We start from the raw sequence: 19,435 nt of genomic DNA, 5'->3' as shown, positions 1-19,435 counted from the left end.
GGTTCACTCCCCCTCGGGGGCCTGAACCTGGCCGACGCGCAGGTCGGCCGTGGCCAGGACGGTGCCGTCGGGCGCCGTCAGGCGGGCGCCCTTGACCTTCGTGAGCTCGATGGGCGTCGCCGCGCCCCAGTGGCCCTGACCGTCGCGCAGGGTGAAGTCACCGACGCGGGTGGTGGTGCCGTCCGCATGCTCCAGGAGACACGTGGCCTTGCCGGTGTACGAGGCGTGGGTGCCGTTGAGGTCGACGGTCATGAAGAGCCAGCCGGGGGGCCCGGGGTTGGCGTAGACCTCGCCGGCCGGCTCCCCGGTCCCGTGCGCCGAGGTCAGATCCCCGACCAGCACGGGCTCGGTCTCGACGGCGGGGGCCGACGAGGCCGTGATCGCCTCGACGGCGGTGCCGATCCCCCAGCCGGCGAAGCCGCAGGCGATGGCGAGCGCGGCCACGGCGGAGGCCAGCCGCAGCCGGGCCCGCCGGGCGCGGCCGCGGAAGCCCTTGTGCTCGGCTGCCCACGGGGACGTGTGCGTGCGGCCCTCGGGCGCGCCGGCGGCGCGGGTCAGTCCGCGCGCCACCCGGGTCTCGAACCCGTTCGACGGCTCGGCCGGCGGCAGCAGGCCGAGCAGCCGGTCGCCGACGAGCGTCAGATGCCCGACGTACTCCCGGCAGTCCGCGCACCGCTCCAGGTGCTCGACCGCTTCGGCCCGCTCACGCCCGAACAGCACGCCGAGTGCCAGTTCGGCGCCGCTCTCCCGGAGCTTCTCGCAGGTCACGTCACTGGCCATGGTCGCCTCGCTTCGGAGACGTGAGCGTGTTCCGCAGCTTTGCCATCGCGGTTCTGATCCGCGTCTTGGCGGTTCCCAGCGGGATCTTCTCCCAGTCGGCGATCTGCTGGGCCGTCATTCCGTAGATGCCCGCCATCACCAGGGCACGACCCTGTTCCCGTGGCAGTTCCGCCACGGCGGCCCGCAGCCGGGCCGAGGCCTCGTCGGCGAGCGCCCACTGCTCGGGCGTCTCGCTGACGACGTCGAGGAGCACGTCGAGGTCCTCCGGCGCCATCGGCTCGCTCCGCCGCGAACGGAGTGCGTCCACGGCGAGGTTGTGCGCGATGGTCGTCAGCCAGGTCGCCACCGAGCCACGGCGCGGGTCGTAGATCTGGGCGTGACGCCACGCGCGCTCGAATGTCTGCTGGGCGATGTCCTCGGCGAGCTGCGGGTCCCCGGTGACGGCGATGGCGACGCCGAAGACCGTGTGCTGGAACCTCCGTACAAAGGTGGCCGCAAGCTCCGGATCACCGGTGGCCAGCCCGGACAGCAGAGCCTCGTCCGGGAGCCGGCCCACCGGGAACCGAATCCCTTGCATACCTCCATATACGGTCCGCCCCCGCCAGGAGATTGCACGGCCTTCGCGGCGGAAGATCACATCCCCATTCTCCGCCTGTCCCCCCGACGGCGCCCGTCAGTGACCGTTCTGGGCCAGCCGCAGGAGGTGGTCCGCCAGGGCCTGCCCGCCGCTGGGATCCCGGCTGATCAGCAGCAGCGTGTCGTCGCCCGCGATGGTGCCGAGGATGTCGTGCAGCTCGGCCTGGTCGATGGCGGAGGCGAGGAACTGGGCGGCCCCCGGAGGGGTCCGCAGGACCACGAGGTTGGCGGAGGCCTCGGCGGAGATCAGCAGCTCCTGGGACAGGCGCCGCATCCGCTCCTCCTTCGCCGACTCCCCGAGCGGCGCCCGGGGCGTGCGGAAGCCGCCCTCGCTCGGCACCGCATAGATCAGGTCGCCTTCGTTGTTGCGGATCTTGACCGCGTTCAGCTCGTCGAGATCCCGCGACAGCGTCGCCTGGGTCACGCTCAGCCCGTCGTCGGCGAGGAGCTTCGCCAGCTGGCTCTGCGACCGCACCGGCTGCCGGTTGAGGATGTCCACGATCCGGCGGTGCCGTGCGGTGCGGGTCTGCGGCACGGCGGGCCCGGCGCCCGCCGCGTGCTCGTGGTCCTGCGCCTGGCTCATCGTCGTCTCATTCTCCGGATCGTCCGTCCCCGTTCGCCGGGCTCGCTGCACCGAGGATGCCGGGCAGCGCCCGGAGGAAGGCGCCTGTCTCGTCGTCGCTCAGGTTCAGCGGCGGCATGAGCCGCACGACGTCGGGAGCGGGCGCGTTCACCAGGAACCCGGCCTCCTGGGCCGCCTGCTGCACCTGCGGTGCGAGCGGCCCGGTGAGCACGATACCCAGGAGGAGGCCCGCGCCCCGGACATAATCGATCAATGGGTGGTCGAGCGCCTCGATTCCCTCGCGCAGCGCGCCGCCCTGCCGCTTGACGTTCTCCAGCAGGCCCTCGTCCGCGATGGTGTCGAGGACGGCGAGCCCCGCGGCGCACGCGACCGGGTTGCCGCCGAAGGTCGTACCGTGCTGGCCGGGCTGGAGCAGGTCGGCGGCGCGCCCGAAGGCCACGGTGGCGCCGAGCGGCAGCCCGCCGCCGAGACCCTTGGCGAGCGTGACGACGTCGGGCAGGACGCCCTCGTGGGCCTGGTACTCGAACCAGTTGCCGGTACGGCCGATGCCGGTCTGCACCTCGTCCAGGACGAGCAGCGCCCCGGTGGCCGCGGTGATCGCCCGAGCTGCCTTCAGGTACCCGGAGGGGGGCACCACGACCCCGTTCTCGCCCTGGATCGGCTCGATGACGACGAGCGCCGTCTCCTCCGTGACCGCCGCGGCGAGCGCCTGGGCGTCGCCGTAGGGCACATGGGTGACGTCGCCGGGCAGCGGCAGGAACGGCGCCTGCTTGCCGGGCTGGCCGGTGAGCGCGAGGGCGCCCATGGTGCGGCCGTGGAAACCGCCGGTGGTCGCCACCATGTGGGTGCGCCCGGTCAGCCGACCGATCTTGAAGGCGCCTTCGTTGGCCTCGGCGCCCGAGTTGCAGAAGAAGACCTTGCCGTCCCGGCCGAAGACCTGCAGGAGGCGTTCGGCGAGGGCGACGGGCGGCTCGGCGATGAACAGATTGGAGACGTGTCCGAGGGAGGCGATCTGCCGGCTGACCGCCTCGACGACGGCCGGGTGGGCGTGGCCGAGCGCGTTGACCGCGATACCGCCGACGAGGTCCAGGTACTGCTTGCCGTCGGCGTCCCACAGCTTGGCGCCCTCGCCGCGCACGAGGGGCAGTCGGGGGGTGCCGTAGTTGTTCATGAGCGCGCCCTGCCAGCGCGCGGTCAGCTCTGCGTTGGTCACGGTATCCGTCATGACTGCTCCCCCTCGGCTTCGTCGGGCACGACCATGGTGCCGATGCCCTCGTCGGTGAAGATCTCCAGCAGGATCGAGTGCTGGACCCGGCCGTCGATGACACGGGCCGTCGTGACGCCGTTGCGTACGGCGTGCAGGCAGCCCTCCATCTTCGGCACCATGCCCAAGGACAGATCCGGCAGCAGTTTCTCCAGCTCGGACGCGGTGAGGCGGCTGATCACCTCGTCGGAGTTCGGCCAGTCCTCGTAGAGGCCCTCGACGTCGGTGAGGACCATGAGGGTCTCGGCCCCCAGTGCCGCAGCGAGTGCCGCAGCCGCCGTATCAGCATTGACGTTGTAGACATGTCCGTCGTCCTGGGATCGGGCGATCGACGACACGACCGGGATGCGGCCGTCGGCCAGCAGCGCCTCGATCGCGCCGGTGTCGATCGCGGTGATCTCGCCGACCCGCCCGATGTCGACCGGTTCCCCGTCGATCTCGGGCCGGTGCTTGGTGGCGGTGATGGTGTGGGCGTCCTCGCCCGTCAGGCCCACGGCGAGCGGGCCGTGCTGGTTGAGCAGCCCGACCAGCTCGCGCTGCACCTGCCCGGCCAGCACCATCCGTACGACGTCCATGGCGTCCTCGGTGGTGACCCTGAGGCCCGCCTTGAACTCGCTGACGATGCCGTGCCGGTCGAGGGCGGCGCTGATCTGGGGGCCGCCGCCGTGCACCACGACCGGCCTGAGGCCGGCGTGCCGCAGGAAGACGACGTCCTGGGCGAAGGCGCCCTTCAGCTCCTCGTTCACCATGGCGTTGCCGCCGAACTTGATGACGACGATCTTGCCGTGGTGCCGGGTCAGCCAGGGCAGCGCCTCGATGAGGATCTGGGCCTTGGGCAGGGCGGTGTGCTTACGCGTCGGTCCAGTGCTCATGAGGAGTAGGCGCTGTTCTCGTGGACGTAGTCGGCGGTGAGGTCGTTGGTCCAGATGGTGGCGGTCCCGGAACCGGCCGCGAGGTCGGCGACGATGTGCACCTCGCGGTAGCGCATGTCGACCAGCTCACGGTCCTCCCCGACACCGCCGTTCTTGCACACCCAGACGCCGTTGATGGCGACGTTCAGCTGGTCCGGCTCGAAGGCGGCCTTCGTCGTGCCGATCGCGGACAGGACGCGGCCCCAGTTGGGGTCCTCGCCGTGGATCGCGCACTTGAGGAGGTTGTTCCGGGCGATGGAGCGGCCCACCTCGACGGCGTCGTCCTCGGACGCGGCGTTGATCACCTCGACCCTGATGTCCTTGCTGGCGCCCTCGGCGTCCCGGATCAGCTGCTGGCCGAGGTCGTCGCAGACCTGGCGCACGGCCTCGGCGAACTCGGCGTACTCCGGGGTGATGCCGGAGGAGCCGGAGGCGAGCAGCAGCACCGTGTCGTTGGTGGACATGCAGCCGTCGGAGTCGACGCGGTCGAAGGTGACCTTCGTGGCCGCGCGAAGCGCCCGGTCCAGCACCTCGTCGTCGAGATCGGCGTCGGTGGTGAGGACGACCAGCATGGTGGCCAGACCCGGCGCGAGCATGCCCGCGCCCTTGGCCATGCCGCCGACGGTCCAGCCGTCCCTGGTCGCCACCGACGTCTTGTGGACGGTGTCGGTGGTCTTGATGGCGATGGCGGCCTTCTCGCCGCCGTGCTCGGAGAGCTGAGCCGCGGCCGTCTCGACGCCCGGGAGCAGCTTGTCCATGGGCAGCAGGACGCCGATGAGGCCGGTGGAGCAGACGGCGATCTCGATGGCACCCCGGCCGAGCACCTCGGCCGCCTTCTCGGCGGTCGTGTGCGTGTCCTGGAAGCCCTTGGGGCCGGTGCAGGCGTTGGCGCCGCCGGAGTTGAGGACCACGGCCGTCACCTGGCCGCTCCTGAGGACCTGCTCGGACCAGAGCACCGGCGCGGCCTTCACACGGTTGGAGGTGAAGACGCCCGCGGCGGCACGGCGCGGCCCGTTGTTGACCACGAGGGCCAGGTCGGGGTTGCCGTTCTCCTTGATCCCGGCGGCGATGCCCGCCGCCTGGAATCCCTTGGCTGCCGTGACACTCACGGTGCGACTCCGATCGTGGAAAGCCCGGTGGTCTCGTCGAGACCCAGGGCGATGTTCATGCTCTGTACGGCACCGCCCGCGGTGCCCTTGGTCAGGTTGTCGATGGCGCTGATCGCGATGATGCGGCCCACCGCCGCGTCGTACGCGACCTGCACCTGAACGGCGTTGGAACCGTAGACGGACGCCGTGGCGGGCCACTGTCCCTCGGGGAGCAGGTGGACGAACGGCTCGTCGGCGTAGGCCTTCTCGTAGGCGGCGCGCACGGCCTCGCCGGTCACCCCGTCCCGGGCGGACGCGCTGCACGTGGCGAGGATGCCGCGGGGCATCGGCGCGAGGGTCGGCGTGAAGGAGACGGAGATCCGCTCGCCGGCCACCCCGCTGAGATTCTGGATCATCTCGGGGGTGTGCCGGTGGCCACCGCCGACGCCGTACGGCGACATCGAGCCCATGACCTCGCTGCCGAGCAGGTGGGGCTTGGGCGCCTTGCCGGCGCCGGAGGTGCCGGACGCGGCGACGATCACCGCCTCGGGCTCGGCGAGTCCGGCCGCGTAGGCCGGGAACAGGGCGAGGGTGACGGCGGTCGGGTAGCAACCGGGCACCGCGATGCGCTTGGACCCCTCCAGCGCGGCGCGGGCGCCCGGAAGTTCGGGGAGGCCGTAGGGCCAGGTACCGGCGTGCGGGGAGCCGTAGAACGTCTCCCAGTCGGCCGCGTCCGAGAGGCGGAAGTCGGCGCCCATGTCGACGACGAGGACGTCCGGGCCGAGCTGCTCGGCGACGGCGGCGGACTGCCCGTGCGGCAGCGCCAGGAAGACCACATCATGCCGACGGCCCTGCCCGGCGAGCGCCTCGGCCGTGGTCTCGGTCAGCACCCGGTCGGCCAGCGGCAGCAGATGCGGCTGGAGCGCGCCGAGCCGCTGCCCGGCGTTGGAGTTGCCGGTCAGGGCACCGATCTCGACCTCGGGGTGCGCGAGGAGCAGGCGCAGGACCTCTCCGCCCGCGTATCCGCTCGCTCCGGCCACCGCCGCACGTACCGCCATGTCCACCCTCCTCTGGATGGCATGACTATACGTTTCGCTGCACGTTTATGCAATCGACCTGGGGAGCATCACCCAGCGGGACACGACGAACGTGACCGGGATGGCCGCCGCAGAGGCGAGCAGCGGGGCGAAGCGGCTGCCGGCGTGCAGGACGTCGACGATCACGTACACCCCGGCGGTCGTGATCAGGAAATTGGTGGCGTTGGTCAGCGGGAACAGCAGGAATTTCCGCCAGGTGGGCGGCGTCCGGTAGGTGAAGCGCGCGTTGAGGAAAAAGGATCCGATCATGCTGAGCAGAAAGGCGAGAATATGCGCGGCCAGGTAGGGCAGCCATGTGAGGAACAACAGGTAGAGACAGTAATAAGTGGCGGTGTTGATCACACCGACCGCAGCAAAGGTGACGATCTGTCGTTTCAAGGAATGAGGTCTTTCGTTCGTTCCACATTGGTCGCCTTCACCAGGAAGTGCGGGCGCCCCTTCACCTCGTAGTAGATGCGGCCGGTGTACTCCCCGATCACTCCCAGCATGACCATCTGCACGCCGGCGAGGGCCGTGACGGCGGTGATGATGGTCACATAGCCGGGCGTCTGGACTCCGTTGACGAGCGCGGCGCCCACGATCCAGGCGGTGTACAGCCCGGCGCACAGCAGCAGGCCCATGCCGAGCCAGAGGGCGGCGCGCAGCGGCCGGTTGTTGAAGGAGAGCAGGCCGTCGAGGCCGTAGTTGAGCAGACTGCGGAAGGACCAGGAGCTGCTGCCGGCCTCGCGTGTCGCGTTCTCGTACTCGAAGGTGGTGCTCGGGAAGCCGACCCAGGCGAACAGGCCCTTGGAGAAGCGGTTGTACTCGGTGAGGTTCAGGACCGCGTCCACCACACGGCGCGACAGCAGACGGAAGTCGCCCACGCCGTCGACGAGTTCGACGTCGACCAGGCGGTTGATGAGCCGGTAGTACAGGCGGGCGGTGACGGTGCGGGTGAGGCGGTCGCCGGTGCGGCTGCGCCTGGCGATGACCTGGTCGTAGCCCTGGCCGCGCAGCTCCACCATCCGCTTGATCAGCTCCGGCGGGTGCTGGAGGTCGGCGTCCATGACGACGACCGAGTCGCCCGAGGCGTGCCGGAGGCCCGCGAGCAGGGCCGCCTCCTTGCCGAAGTTGCGGCTGAAGGAGACGTACCGCACCCGCGCGTCGCAGTCGGCGAGGTGCCCCAGCACGGCGAGCGTGCGGTCGCGGCTGCCGTCGTCGACGTACACGAACTCCATGTCGTGGCCGAGCGGCAGCAGCTCGTCCGCGATCTTCTGGACCTCCTCGTGGAAGCGTTCGAGGACGTCTTCCTCGTTGTAGCAGGGCGCGACGATCGATATCAGCATGGCGTTCCCCCCAGGGGCGCGGTCAGAGGGCGGTGGTCACGCGCTCGCGTGGTGGTGTGGTCGTGGACGGTCCCGGGGCGCGTCTGCGGCGCACGGCGGTGAAGGTGACGAGCAGCGCGAGCGCGAGCAGCGAGGCGCCCCCGACGGCCGTGCCCAGCCACAGGCCGGGCGGGTGGAAGGTGCAGGTCAGCGAGGTCGAGGTGCCGGCGGTGCCGGCGGTGCCGTCCAGGGGCACGGCGATCAGCCCGTGGTACTCCCCCGCCGGCCGGGCCGGGCCGCCGCCGGTGGCGCACCGCCAGCCGGCGATCCGGGGCGCGGCGACGACCGCGATCCCCTTGCTGCCCGCGGGCAGTTGGGCCCGGACGGTGCCGTCGGAGACGGCGACCTCGGTGGCGCCGGTGGCCTTCAGGCGGGCGGCCGCGGTGCGCAGGCGTGCGGTGTCCAGGCAGCCGATCGCACCGCCCGGGATGCGGCCGGGCCGTTCCGGGGTCAGCTCGATGCGCAGTCGCCCTGACGCCGGGGCCGGGCCGAGCGGTGCCATGGCGGCACGGTTGCGGGGGAACTCGAAGTGGAAGCGGGCGGTGGCCCCGGCGCCGTGCTGCCGCGCCGTGCCCGAGTAGTGCGGGGCCCACAGGTAGACCTGGGTCCCGGCCGGGCAGCGGGCCGTGATCGCCGGGCTCGTGACGGCGTTCCCGGACCCGACCCGGCCTCCCCTGGCCGGCTTTCCGGTGTCGCCGTGCACGGCGAGGCGGGGCACGGTGTAGACGCGGCTGCCGAGCAGCAGTTCCTGGTTGCGGTACGGCGACGGCCCGAAGACGGCCCGGTCGGGAGCGGTCCGCACGGTCACCAGCGGCGGCACGTCGCGCCGGGTCACGGTCACCCGGTCGCCGTCCTGCGGCACGTGCTTCTGGTGCGGGTCCGGCGGCGAGTGGACCCGGGCGCCGACCGAGAAGATCACGTCGGTGACGGCGTTGTCCAGGCTCTGCACGCTGCGGCCGCGCGAGGTCCAGCCGCCACCGAGCGCGGTGAGCGTACGGCTGAGCACGTCGGAGGTGAGGCTGCTGTAGTACTGGGCGCCCTGGCCGCCCACCAGCATCGGATCGTTGCCGACGGTCTGTTCGCGTCCGGGGTCGGTCCGGTACCGGGGCCAGTCGTCGGCCCCCGCGACGGCGTCCGCCTGCCGCTGCTGCCGCTGCCCCCAGGGCGCGTAGTCGTCCAGGTGCCCGAGGCGCAGCCGGGTGGCCACGGCGGAGGTGGCGGCCGTCTCGCCGAGCTGCGTACCGAGCAGGAGGACGACGGCCAGGCCGGCCAGCCGGGTGCGCCGACCCGCGTCGGCGCGGGCGAGCAGGGCCAGTCCGCCGAGGGCGCCGGCGGTGGCGAGCATCAGCACGGGCCAGGCGAAGGCCCGCACCAGGTCGCTGCCGCCGGCCCCGAGGACGATCAGGGCGAGCAGCCCGGCCGCCGCCGTGAGCGCGCGCCGGTCGGGTGGGCCGTACGACAGCGCGTGCCAGGCGGCGATCACCAGCAGGCCGCAGAGCACGAAGGCCTGGCGGTAGGGGCTGCCCTGCGGGGTGGCGAAGGCGTGCCAGACCAGGTGGGTCGGCGCCCACTGCAGCGACAGGGTCACCGCGAGCACGAGGAGCGTCCAGCCCGCACGCACCCGGACGGGGACCGCGCGGTGGAACGGCAGCGCGAGGGCGAGCAGCAGGGCTGTGATGCCCACGTAGACGGCCGGCGAGCCGAAGCCGTACGTCGCCGGCAGCAGCCGGGCCAGCACGTCCTCGCCGGCCACCGGGGCGAACTGGCGGACGCGGCCCGGATAGGCGTGCTTGGTGCCGAAGTAGATGACCGTCACCAACGGGGCGGCGAGGCCCACGCCGAGGACGACGGTGAGTACGGCGCGGCCGGCCGCCGCGAGCGCCCGCCGCCGGGGCAGGTCCGCCAGCAGCAGCCGGAGCAGCAGGACCAGGGCGGCGCCGAGGGTGGCCATGTAGGCGGTGTAGAAGTTGGCGGTCCAGGCGAGCGCCACGACGAGGACGCCCAGGTGGCGGCGGCGCCCGGCGATGGCCCACTCGCCGACCAGGCACAGCAGCGGCAGCGCGACGAGGCCGTCCAGCCACATGGGGTTGTAGGAGGCGTCGGCGACGCTCCAGCCGCACAGGGCGTAGGAGGCGCCGAGCAGGCCCGCCGCCCACCAGCGGCCGGAGCGCAGGGTGAGCAGCAGGCAGGCCATGGCGGCCGCGGCGGCCGCGGTCTTCAGTCCGGTGACGACATACACCGCGAGGTCGATCTCGTCCCGCGGGAAGAGGGCCACGAGCAGCGCGAACGGGCTGCCCAGGTAGGTGCCGACGTCGGGCAGGAAGCTGGAGCCGTAGCCGGACTGCCAGTTGACGAGGAGGCCGCCGTCGGCCCTGCCGTGCAGCAGGTCCCACAGGTGGGCGTGGAAGGGCACGTACTGGTTGCCCAGGTCGTTGACGCTGCGGGTGCGGGGGCCGAACGGGTAGCTGCGGGCAAGGACGTCGGCGGCGCAGAACGCCGTGATCGTGACGGCCGCGGCGAGCAGTGCGGCGGCCCGCCTCGGCCGGGATATCTCTTTCACACCCTGTTCCCGTCCGGGTGCCGCCGCGCGCTGCAATGCATTTTCGGTACTCCCCCACGGAATGTGTGCCTCGTCGATTCGCCGTCTTAGACGGGACACGTTTCCTGTTGGTTGTGCGCTCACCGAAAAGTGAGGCGACTTCTTCCGAATACGGGAAACACCGTGTGAATTTCATGATGCCAAGGAAAACAAATGCTTTCCGGGCGGTGTTTTCAAGGTGAACCGGGCGCGCTTGACCTGGAGCGCACTCCAGGTTCTACGGTTGTGGTCATGACCAGCGGACAGCCTCTCCCGCAGGACCGGGAGCCCACGTTGACCATCGCCCAGGTGGTCGAACGCACCGGCCTCTCGCACGACACACTGCGCTACTACGAGCGGGCCGGCCTGATCGAGCGGGTCGGCCGCACCACCGGCAACCAGCGGCGCTATCAGGCGGCCGACCTTGCCTGGCTGGAGTTCCTGCTGCGGCTGCGCGAGACAGGCATGTCGATCGCCGACATGGAGCGCTTCGCCCGGCTGCGGGCGGAAGGGGACGCGACGGTCGCGGACCGGCTGGAGATGCTGCGCGAGCACCGCGCCGAGCTGGCCGACCGCATCCGGACGCTGCGGCGCAACGCGGTCGCGCTGGACGACAAGATCGATCACTACCGACGGCTGCTGCACGAGCGGCAGCCGGGAACGGACGACCTCACATGAGCGAGAGCACCACCCGTGACGAGCGTTTCGCGCACGGCCTGGAGGTTCTGAAGAAGGTCGACGGCGAGGCCGGGCAGCGGGTCGTCGACTCGCTCGCCGACATCAGCCCGGAGCTGGGGCACCAGGTCGTCGCGTGGGCCTTCGGGGAGGTGTACGACCGGCCCGGGCTCGCCCCGCGCGACCGCCAGCTGGTCACCCTGGGCATGCTCACCGCGCTCGGCGGCTGCGAGGCCCAGCTGGACGTGCATGTGAACGCGGCGCTCAACGTGGGCCTCACGGCCGAGCAGATCACCGAGGCGCTGCTGCACTCCGCCGTCTACTGCGGCATGCCGAAGGCGCTGAACGCGACCTTCGCCGCGAAGAAGGTCTTCGCCGAGCGCGGGCTGCTGCCGCTCGGACAGCAGCCCGCGGACGACACCGTGGCTACCTCTGCCTGATCCGCAGGAAGGTGACGGAGTTCGCCGGGAAGGTGTAGGTGAACTTCCCCGCCACTCCGTTGAGGGTCGAGGTCTTCGGGGCGACCGTCGTGGACGTCTCGGTGTTCACCGCGTCGGGGGCGGCGGCTAGCGTCGTCACTGCGGCCGTCGAGGCGACCTTCGCGCCGCCCAGGTCGATCGCCGTACGGGCCGCGGAGGCCTGGGCGTTGACGACCTTGACGATCAGCTCACCGGTCCTCGCGTCCCGGGTGACGACCTGGCGGAACGGCTCGGCCGGCCGGTCGTCGGTGAAGCTGCCCCACTGCTGCCCGTCGAGGTACAGGGTGACCTGGCGGCCGCGCACCTTGATGTCGATGTCGTAGGCCCGGCCGGTCTCCACCGAGCCCGCCTTGGAGATCAGCGTGGACTTGCCGCCGTCCACGGCCTGCTCGACCGCGCTCCGGGTGTTGTTCCAGCCCCCCAGGTTCCACCAGTAGTAGGTGCCGGTGTCCTTGACGCCGAAGGCGACGAGGAAGCCCTCCTTGCCGGACTTCTTGGTGGCCTTCACATGCAGGTCGTAGTCGTGCCAGGACGGGTCGCCCGCCTGGACCATGGTGTTCTCGGCCGCGTCGTCGGTCTGGACGTAGGCGCCGTCCTGGACGCTCCAGCTGCCGGTGCCGGTGTGGGTCCACTGCGAGGCGTCGCCGGAGAAGTCGTCGCCGAGCAGGGTGCTTCCGTCGGCGGCGGTGACCAACACGTCGTCGTACGCGGCGCTGGTGTTCCAGGTGGACAGACCGACGGCGCCGGTGAGGGGGCCGCTGACGGCCGGGGTGGTGGTGGCGGTGGACGGCACCACCCGGCTGCCCACGTTGTTCATGAACAGCTTCTGGACCTCGTAGTTGGCCGAGCCCCAGGAGGAGTGGTTGTTGAACCACACCAGGTCCGGCCGCCACTGGACGTAGTCCTCGTTGGCGAACAGCGGGGCGTAGGAGGCGAGCTCGACCACGTCCGCGTTGCGCTCCAGGCCGGTCATGTAGGCCGCTTCGGCCAGGCCGTTCTTGAAGGCGTTGCCCTGGGAGGCGTACTCGCCGAGGAAGACCTTCGGGCCGCTGCGGTCGTAGGAGTCGTAGCGGTCGTTGTTCTGCAGGAACCACTGCGGGCTGTTGTAGTAGTGCTCGTCGACCATGTCGACCTTCGCGTCCCGGTTGAGCTTCCAGGCCGTGTCGAAGGTCGCGCCGGAGTCGTCCGGGCCCGCGTTGGAGATCACCTGCATGTACGGGTACTCGGCCTGGATGGCCGCGCGGAACCGCTGGAAGCGGGCGAAGAACTCGTTCGGCAGGTTCTCCTCGTTGCCGACCTCGATGCGGGTGAGGTGGAAGGGCTTCGGGTGGCCCATCCCGGCGCGCACCCTGCCCCACTTCGACGTCGCCGGGCCGTTGGCGAACTCGATGAGGTCGAGGGTGTCCTGGATGTGCCGCTCGAGCAGCGCCTCGTCGTCGACGGCCTTGTTCTGGCCGCAGCCGGTCACCAGTGCCGGGACGACGGGCAGGGGCATCGCTCCGATGTCCTCGGCGAAGCGGAAGTACTCGTAGTAGCCGAGGCCGTAGGACTGGTTGTAGCCCCAGAAGTTCGCGTTGGTCGCCCGCTGCTCGACCGGGCCGACGGTGTCCTTCCACTGGTAGGACCGCTTGCGCTGCCAGCCGGAGGCCTCGCTGTAGTCCTGCATGGAGCCGGTGTTGACCAGGCAGCCGCCGGGGAAGCGGACGAAGCCCGGGTGCAGGGCGGCGACCTTCTCGGCGAGGTCCTTGCGCAGGCCGTTCGGCTCGTGCCGGTAGGTGTCGCGCGGGAAGAGCGAGACCATGTCGAGCGCGGCGGCGGCCGAGGAGGCGGCGGTGAGGCGGCCGGTGGTGCTGGTGCGGGCCGCGGTGAAGGTGGCCCGGTACCGGGCCCAGCCGCCCTTGCGGACGGCGATCTGCCGCGCGGTCGCGAGGGTGCCGCCGGCGTCCTGCAGGGTCACGGTGAGCGTGCTTCCGGCCTCCGCGCGCGCCCACACCGAGAAGTCGTACTTCTTGCCGTCCTCCAGCGCGATGCCGGTGTTGTAGCCGGCGTTGGTGACGGACGAACCGGCGGCCAGGGAGAGGTAGTTGCGGTTGCTGTCGTTGAGGCGGCCGGTGTCGTTCACGACCTGCGCGGCGCCGGAGACCGTCCAGGCGGTCAGAGGCGTGTACGACCTGTTGTCGTCGGTGGAGTACTCGAAGGACCGGTTCTGCACGAGTTCGGCGTACAGGCCGCCGTCGGCGGCGCGGTTGATGTCCTCGAAGAAGACGCCATACATCGACTTGTCGATCCTGGCGCCCCGGGCAGTGGGGTCGACGGTGATCGAGTAGTCGGTGACGTCGGCGGCGTGGGCGGGGGCCGGGACGGCTGTGACGGCCAGCAGGAAAGCGCTTGCCGTGAGGCCGAGCCTCAGCCCGGTGCGGGTGGTGCGTGACATGGATACTCCGCGGCTCTGGGTTCGTTCGAAATATCAGACAGTGGTCAGCGCTTCGAACGGCAAGATAGGGAAGGGGTATGAGCACGTCAATGGGGCGGACAGACAGGGGTGATGATGGGCGGGTTCTGGCCCGTGGCCGACGTCCTGGCCCACCTGGCCGGACGCTGGCGGGTGGAGCGGACGGTGTGCGATCTGGCGAGCGGGGACGAAGGGCGGTTCGAGGGAGTCACCGTCTTCAGCCGGCTCGACGGCGGCGGGCTGCTGCACGAGGAGTCGGGGACCTTCACCTGGCAGGGCGTGGCACGTCCCGCGACGCGCACCCTGCGCTTCCTGCCCGGGGCCTCGCCCGGCACGGCCGATGTCCGTTTCGCGGACGGCCGGCCCTTCCACGACCTGGACCTGACCTCGGGACGGTACGTCGTCGGCCACCCCTGCGCGGCCGACCTCTACCGGGGCGAGTTCACGGTCACGGACGCCGACCACTGGCGCTCGGTGTGGCGGGTCGGCGGACCCGCGAAGGACCTGGTGCTGACCACCGACTACGTGCGCGAGGGCTGAGGGGACCCGCCGTCCAGGCGGAGGTTCCAGCGGCCCGAGCGACCCGTCACCGTGGACGTGGACAGCGGGCGCACGTCGATGTTCCAGTACGTCGCGGGCGGCGCCTTCAGGGCGTACACCAGGGCGGCGCGGATCACCGAGGGCTCGGCGACGGCGACGATCCGGCCGCCGTCGCCCACCGGGCGCGTGTCGAGCCAGCCGGCGACCCGGGAGATGAAGCCCAGCAGCGACTCCCCGCCGTGCGGGGTGGAGCGCGGGTCGGCGAGCCAGGCATCCACGGCGTCCGGTTCGCGGGCCATCGCCTCGCCCAGCGTCAGTCCACGCCAGCGACCCATGTCGCAGTCGCGCAGCGCGAGCTGGACCAGCGGGGCGTAGCCCAGGGCGTCGCCGGTGGCACGGCTGCGCGGGGTCGGGGAGCAGTAACGCAGGTCGGCGGCCCGCAGCGGCAGCAGGTCCCAGGCCATGCGCTGCACCTCTTCCCAGCCGGCCTGGTCCAGTGGCCGGTCGTCCTCGAAGCGCTCCGCGAGCAGCGGGGAACTGCGCGCGGCGGCGACAAACGTGACCCGAAGTGGCATGCGGTGATGGTGAGCCTCGGGTGTACGCAGGTCAAGGGCCGTTACCCGGGGTGTGCGCCCGCTTACTCGAAGGAGTGGATCATCCACTGGCCGGGGCGGTCGAGCGGCCGGAAGCCCACCTTCTCGTACACCCCCTGGGCGTCCTCCGTGGCGAGCAGTATGCGCCGCAGACCGAAGGGCTGCAGATGGTCCCGGATCCGGCCGACGAACGCCGTGCCGACTCCCTTGCCGCGCACCGAAGGGTCGACGTACACGTCGGCGAGCCAGGCGAACAGGGCCTGGTCGGTCACCACGCGCGCGTACGCCACCTGCGCGCCCGACGCCGTCGCGTACACCCCGAAGTTGATCGAGGACGCCATCGCGCGCTCGTGCTTCTCCCGCGGGCGGTCGATCGCCCAGTACGCGTCGGTCGACAGCCAGCCGTGGACACGGTCGACGTCCACACGGGCGGTGTCGGCGGAGAACTCGTAGCCGTCGGGAAGATCGGGTGAGTCGCTCATGCGGGGATCCTCACAGGCCGGGCCGGCGGCGTCGACTCGATTTACCCGGTGGAGCGCGTGCCTTCCGGCCCGAGAACACCGTGCCTCAGAGCACCTCGTCGCACGCCACCCGCAGCCGCCGGATCCCCTCCGTGATCTCCCCCACCCCCGCCACCGCCGCGAAGCTCAGGCGGAGGTGGGCCGCGGGGGGTTCGGCGCTGAAGTAGGGGCGGCCGGGGGTGAGGGCGACGCCCGTGCGGAGCGCGGCCGCGGTCAGGGCGGACTCTCCCCCGGCACCGTCGGGGAGTCGGAGCCAGAGGTGGTAGCCGCCGGAGGGGATGTGGGGCAGGGCGAGTTCGGGAAGGTGGCGGGCCAGCTCGGTGGTCATGGTGTCGCGGCGGGTCTTCAGCTCGGCCGACAGGGCCCGCAGATGGCGGGGCCAGGCCGGGGATCCGACGAGTTCCAGGGCGGCTTCCTGGAGCGGCCGGGGGACGAAGAAGCTGTCCACGACCTGGATCGCGCGCAGGCGTTCCAGCACGGGCCCGCGCGCGGCCAGCGCGGCCACCCGGAAGCTGGGCGAGGTCGCCTTGGTCAGCGAGCCGACGTGGACGACCACGCCGTCGGGGTCGTCGGCGGCCAGGGTGCGGGGCAGCGGGCCGGAGTCCGCGTGCACGAGGCGTCGTACGAAGTCGTCCTCGATGACGAACGCGCCCGCGGCGCGGGCGATGCGCAGCACCTCGGCGCGGCGGTCGGGGGCCAGGACCGCGCCGGTCGGGTTCTGGAACAGGGGCTGGCAGACGAAGACCCGGGCGCCGGTGGCCCGGAAGGCGTCGGCGAGGAGGTCGGGGCGTACGCCGTCGGGATCGACCGGCACCGGGACCGGGCGCAGTCCGGCCGCGCGGGCGAGGGCCAGCATGCCCGGGTAGGTGGGCGACTCCACGAGGACCGGGGCGCCGGGCGGGGCCAGCGCCCTGAGGGCCGTGGCCAGCGCGGCCTGGCCGCCCGCGGCGATCAGCACCTCGGCCGCGGTGACCGCCCCGCCGATGCCGCGCGCGAACCACTCGCGCAGCTCGGGCAGCCCCTCCAGCGGCGGTCTCCCCCAGGCGCCGGGCCGCCGCCCGGCCCGGGCGAGGGCCGCGGCCATGGCCCGCTCGGGCTGCAGCGAGGGGTGCGGATAGCCGCCGTTGAACTCCAGTACGCCCGGGGGCGGGGTGGTGAGCGAGACGGTGACCCCGGAGGCGTCCACCGTGCGCGGTACGAGCTCGGCGACGCCGTCGGCGCTCAGCGCGACCTCCTGCCAGGAGGTGTCCCCGGCGGGCTCGGCGACAGCGTGCGGCCGCGCACGGAAGGCGCCGGCGCCGGGCCGGGTGATCACCAGTCCCTCGGCGGCCAGCTGGGCCAGGGCCCGGGAGACGGTCACCGGGCTCACCCGGAACCGCTCGACCAGAGACCTACTCGACGGGAGCTTTCCACCTGGTGAGTAGCGGTCCAGCTCCCGTCGCAGCTGTTCTGCCAGTTCGCCGACACTGCTACGCTCACTCATGAGAGCACAGAGTAGCGCTACTTCTACGACGGCGATAGCGGTCCCCGCTCCCCGCGAGCACCGGTCCTTCGGCATCGGGATGGCCGCCCTCGGCGTGATCGCCTTCTCCCTCACCTTCCCGTCCACCGCCTGGGGTCTGGAGAGCTTCGGCCCCTGGTCCCTGGTGGCGGTGCGCAGCGTCCTCGCTGCACTGGTCGCGGGTGGGTGTCTGCTGGTGCTGCGGGTACGGCTGCCCGACCGCCGGCATCTGGCGGGCCTCGCGGTCGTCGCCGCCGGGGTGGTGTTCGGCTTCCCGCTGCTGACCACACTCGCGCTGCAGACCTCGACCACCTCGCACGCCGCCGTCGTGGTGGGGCTGCTGCCGCTGACCACCGCCGCCTGCTCGGCGCTGCGCATGGGCCACCGGCCCTCGCGACGGTTCTGGCTGGCGGCGCTCGCGGGAGCGGCGGCCGTGCTCGCCTTCACCGTCGGCCAGAGCGGCGGCGCGCTCACCGCCGCCGACGGCTGTCTGTTCGCCGCGCTGCTGGTGTGCGCGGCCGGCTACACCGAGGGCGGCCGGCTGGCCCGGGTCATGCCGGGCTGGCAGGTCATCGGCTGGGCGCTGGTGCTGTGCCTGCCGCTGAGCCTGCCGGCCGCCCTGCTGGCGCTGTCGTACGAGCCGGTGCATGTCACCTGGCACGGGGTGACGGGTCTGCTGTGGGTCTCGGTGGTGTCGCAGTTCCTCGGGCTGGTCGTCTGGTACCGGGGAATGGCGGCCATCGGGATCCCGAAGGCCAGCCAGTTGCAGTTGGCCCAGCCGCTGCTCACACTGGTGTGGTCGGCGCTGCTGCTGGGCGAGCACCTTACGGCGGCCGCTCCCCTGACCGCCGTCGCCGTGCTCGTCTGCATCGCCGTCACCCAACGGTCGTGACCGTGAGGAGGGCCTGATGCACGCAACCGTCGGCGACCAGCTTGTCCAGCACGGCAGAGTGGTCGGCGAACACGACAAGATCGGTGAGATCGTCGAAGTGATGGGCCAGAAGGGCGAGCCGCCGTACCGCGTCCGCTTCGAGGACGGGCACGTGGGAATCTGCTCCCCCGGCCCCGACACCGAGATCCGGCACAAGGAGATCCGACCGGCGTAGCTCAGCGTGGTGGCTTCGCCGGCTGCCCGTAGTGGTCGGCGACCACCCGCGCCATCGCTCCGACCGGATCCGCCGCCACGTCCTTGGCGGCGAAGAACACGTGCCCGCGCACCTGCGGGTACCCACCGGCGAGCGTGAGGTGCCGGGACAGCTCGACCGGGTCCTGCCACTCGGAGGGCTGCCCGGCGGCCCCCGCCTTGTACAGCGCCTCGCCGATGTACAACTGCGTCCTGGTGCCCTCGGCCGCCTTCGCCCACCAGTCGACCAGCGTCGCGTAGTCGGCGGCGGCGAAGCCGATGTGCCAGTAGAGCTGCGGGACGATGTAGTCGATCCAGTGGTTGCGCACCCACTTGCGGGTGTCCGCGTGCAGGTCGTCGTACGTCTGCACGCCCGCCCGGGTGTCCGAGCCGCGCGAGTCGGTCGCGGCGTTGCGCCACACCCCGAAGGGGCTGATCCCGAACCGGGTGCCGGGCCGTACCTGCTTGACGGCCGCGGCCGTCTCCCGCACCAGCCTGTCGATGTTGTCGCGGCGCCAGGCGGCCCGGGTGTCGAAGTCGCCGCCGTACTCGTCGTACGCGGCGTCGTCGTCGAAGGTCTGCCCGGCGACCGGGTACGGGTAGAAGTAGTCGTCGAAGTGGACGGCGTCCACCGGGTACCTGACGACCGCGTCGAGCATGGCCTGCTCCACGAAGGCACGGACCTCGGGCAGGCCCGGGTTGTAGTAGAGCTTTCCGCCGTAGGGCACCACCCAGTCCGGGTGCCTGCGAGCGGGGTGCGAGGCGGCCAGCCTGGTCGGGTCGGTGTGAGTGGCGACACGGTACGGGTTGAACCAGGCGTGCAGTTCCAGGCCGCGGGCGTGCGCCTCCCGCACGGCCGTGCCCAGCGGGTCCCAGCCCGGGTCCCGGCCCTGGGTGCCGGTGAGGTACTCGGACCAGGGTTCGTACGGCGAGGGCCACAGGGCGTCCGCCGTGGGCCGGATCTGGAGGATCACCGTGTTGAGCCGGTCGCGGACCGCACGGTCCAGGTGGGCGATCAGCTCCGCGCGCTGCGCGTCGGCCGTGAGGCCGGACTTCGAGGGCCAGTCGCGGTTGGACACGGTCGCCAGCCACACGCCCCGCATCTCGGCGGCCGCGCGCGGCCACGGCCAGTGCGGGTCCGGCCGCCCCGGCGCCGCCGCCGCGCCCTGGGCCGTCGCCAGCGTCGACAGCGCCGCCAACGCGAACGCGCGCCGTGTCAGTCGCCCCATCTGCACACCCCCATACGCTCC

At 71.8% G+C, this 19,435-nt stretch carries 20 protein-coding genes; 5 read left to right on the top strand and 15 right to left on the bottom strand.

Going from position 1 to position 19,435, the window contains the following annotated elements:
* Positions 1–3 precede the first annotated feature (3 nt).
* The 10 genes from ACIRVH_RS12625 to ACIRVH_RS12580 all read right to left on the bottom strand — a co-directional run bounded on the left by ACIRVH_RS12625 (position 4) and on the right by ACIRVH_RS12580 (position 10,283).
* Positions 4–780, bottom strand: a complete 777-nt coding sequence (locus ACIRVH_RS12625) for a hypothetical protein (RefSeq protein WP_403951504.1) — start codon at positions 778–780, stop codon at positions 4–6.
* Positions 770–1,357 carry an RNA polymerase sigma factor gene (locus ACIRVH_RS12620; RefSeq protein WP_094216895.1) on the bottom strand — a complete coding sequence of 196 codons (588 nt, stop codon included), beginning with the start codon at positions 1,355–1,357 and terminating at the stop codon, positions 770–772. The genes ACIRVH_RS12625 and ACIRVH_RS12620 overlap by 11 nt, the downstream gene beginning before the upstream one ends.
* Before the next feature lie 96 nt (positions 1,358–1,453).
* Positions 1,454–1,999, bottom strand: a complete 546-nt coding sequence (locus ACIRVH_RS12615; protein WP_403951502.1) for an arginine repressor — start codon at positions 1,997–1,999, stop codon at positions 1,454–1,456.
* 7 nt (positions 2,000–2,006) lie between these two features.
* Positions 2,007–3,224 (bottom strand): acetylornithine transaminase, encoded by a 1,218-nt coding sequence (locus ACIRVH_RS12610; RefSeq protein WP_403951499.1) that lies wholly within the window; start codon positions 3,222–3,224, stop codon positions 2,007–2,009.
* Positions 3,221–4,135: an acetylglutamate kinase gene (gene argB, locus ACIRVH_RS12605; protein WP_403951497.1), complete on the bottom strand. Its 915-nt coding sequence runs from the start codon at positions 4,133–4,135 to the stop codon at positions 3,221–3,223. Before argB ends, ACIRVH_RS12610 begins: the two co-directional genes overlap by 4 nt.
* The gene (gene argJ / locus ACIRVH_RS12600) at positions 4,132–5,283 is read right to left on the bottom strand and encodes a bifunctional glutamate N-acetyltransferase/amino-acid acetyltransferase ArgJ (RefSeq protein ID WP_403951494.1); all 1,152 of its coding nucleotides are present in this window, start codon (positions 5,281–5,283) and stop codon (positions 4,132–4,134) included. The genes argB and argJ overlap by 4 nt, the downstream gene beginning before the upstream one ends.
* The gene (gene argC / locus ACIRVH_RS12595; RefSeq protein ID WP_403951491.1) at positions 5,280–6,320 is read right to left on the bottom strand and encodes an N-acetyl-gamma-glutamyl-phosphate reductase; all 1,041 of its coding nucleotides are present in this window, start codon (positions 6,318–6,320) and stop codon (positions 5,280–5,282) included. The genes argJ and argC overlap by 4 nt, the downstream gene beginning before the upstream one ends.
* A gap of 45 nt (positions 6,321–6,365) precedes the next feature.
* Complete coding sequence (locus ACIRVH_RS12590) at positions 6,366–6,737, bottom strand: GtrA family protein (RefSeq protein WP_403951489.1); 372 nt, start codon at positions 6,735–6,737, stop codon at positions 6,366–6,368.
* The gene (locus ACIRVH_RS12585; RefSeq protein WP_403951486.1) at positions 6,734–7,684 is read right to left on the bottom strand and encodes a glycosyltransferase family 2 protein; all 951 of its coding nucleotides are present in this window, start codon (positions 7,682–7,684) and stop codon (positions 6,734–6,736) included. The genes ACIRVH_RS12590 and ACIRVH_RS12585 overlap by 4 nt, the downstream gene beginning before the upstream one ends.
* Positions 7,685–7,706: 22 nt before the next feature.
* Positions 7,707–10,283: a YfhO family protein gene (locus ACIRVH_RS12580; protein WP_403951483.1), complete on the bottom strand. Its 2,577-nt coding sequence runs from the start codon at positions 10,281–10,283 to the stop codon at positions 7,707–7,709.
* A gap of 270 nt (positions 10,284–10,553) precedes the next feature.
* On the opposite strand from ACIRVH_RS12580, the gene ACIRVH_RS12575 reads away from it, so the two are divergent.
* Together ACIRVH_RS12575 and ACIRVH_RS12570 are read left to right on the top strand one after the other, a co-directional pair.
* Positions 10,554–10,979 (top strand): MerR family transcriptional regulator, encoded by a 426-nt coding sequence (locus tag ACIRVH_RS12575; protein ID WP_403951481.1) that lies wholly within the window; start codon positions 10,554–10,556, stop codon positions 10,977–10,979.
* Positions 10,976–11,416 (top strand): carboxymuconolactone decarboxylase family protein, encoded by a 441-nt coding sequence (locus ACIRVH_RS12570; RefSeq protein ID WP_403951479.1) that lies wholly within the window; start codon positions 10,976–10,978, stop codon positions 11,414–11,416. The genes ACIRVH_RS12575 and ACIRVH_RS12570 overlap by 4 nt, the downstream gene beginning before the upstream one ends.
* Here the strand turns inward: ACIRVH_RS12570 and ACIRVH_RS12565 are convergent.
* Positions 11,403–13,889 carry an alpha-L-arabinofuranosidase C-terminal domain-containing protein gene (locus tag ACIRVH_RS12565; RefSeq protein WP_403951477.1) on the bottom strand — a complete coding sequence of 829 codons (2,487 nt, stop codon included), beginning with the start codon at positions 13,887–13,889 and terminating at the stop codon, positions 11,403–11,405. The genes ACIRVH_RS12570 and ACIRVH_RS12565 overlap by 14 nt on opposite strands.
* A 114-nt stretch (positions 13,890–14,003) precedes the next feature.
* On the opposite strand from ACIRVH_RS12565, the gene ACIRVH_RS12560 reads away from it, so the two are divergent.
* Positions 14,004–14,447, top strand: coding sequence for a DUF6314 family protein (locus ACIRVH_RS12560; protein ID WP_403951990.1), 444 nt, complete (start codon positions 14,004–14,006; stop codon positions 14,445–14,447).
* On the opposite strand, the gene ACIRVH_RS12555 is transcribed toward ACIRVH_RS12560, so the two are convergent.
* The 3 genes from ACIRVH_RS12555 to ACIRVH_RS12545 form a co-directional block, all read right to left on the bottom strand.
* On the bottom strand, positions 14,429–15,022 hold the full coding sequence (locus tag ACIRVH_RS12555) for a histidine phosphatase family protein (RefSeq protein ID WP_403951474.1): 594 nt from the start codon (positions 15,020–15,022) through the stop codon (positions 14,429–14,431). The two genes, ACIRVH_RS12560 and ACIRVH_RS12555, sit on opposite strands and share 19 nt — an antisense overlap.
* 62 nt (positions 15,023–15,084) lie before the next feature.
* The gene (locus ACIRVH_RS12550) at positions 15,085–15,522 is read right to left on the bottom strand and encodes a GNAT family N-acetyltransferase (protein ID WP_403951471.1); all 438 of its coding nucleotides are present in this window, start codon (positions 15,520–15,522) and stop codon (positions 15,085–15,087) included.
* Between the two features lie 85 nt (positions 15,523–15,607).
* Positions 15,608–17,044, bottom strand: a complete 1,437-nt coding sequence (locus tag ACIRVH_RS12545) for a PLP-dependent aminotransferase family protein (protein ID WP_403951470.1) — start codon at positions 17,042–17,044, stop codon at positions 15,608–15,610.
* Between ACIRVH_RS12545 and ACIRVH_RS12540 the strand changes: the two genes are divergently transcribed.
* Positions 17,043–17,954, top strand: coding sequence for a DMT family transporter (locus tag ACIRVH_RS12540; protein ID WP_403951467.1), 912 nt, complete (start codon positions 17,043–17,045; stop codon positions 17,952–17,954). The two genes, ACIRVH_RS12545 and ACIRVH_RS12540, sit on opposite strands and share 2 nt — an antisense overlap.
* Before the next feature lie 16 nt (positions 17,955–17,970).
* The gene (locus ACIRVH_RS12535) at positions 17,971–18,168 is read left to right on the top strand and encodes a DUF1918 domain-containing protein (protein ID WP_403951465.1); all 198 of its coding nucleotides are present in this window, start codon (positions 17,971–17,973) and stop codon (positions 18,166–18,168) included.
* A gap of 1 nt (position 18,169) precedes the next feature.
* On the opposite strand, the gene ACIRVH_RS12530 is transcribed toward ACIRVH_RS12535, so the two are convergent.
* Positions 18,170–19,414, bottom strand: coding sequence for a glycoside hydrolase family 10 protein (locus tag ACIRVH_RS12530; RefSeq protein WP_403951462.1), 1,245 nt, complete (start codon positions 19,412–19,414; stop codon positions 18,170–18,172).
* Positions 19,415–19,435 lie beyond the last annotated feature (21 nt).

Origin of the sequence: Streptomyces sp. NPDC101165, assembly GCF_044768135.1 — a bacterium.
Classification (GTDB): Bacteria; Actinomycetota; Actinomycetes; order Streptomycetales; family Streptomycetaceae; genus Streptomyces.
The sequence above is the reverse complement of the archived record's forward strand: the minus strand, read 5'-3'. Positions and strand labels throughout refer to the sequence as shown.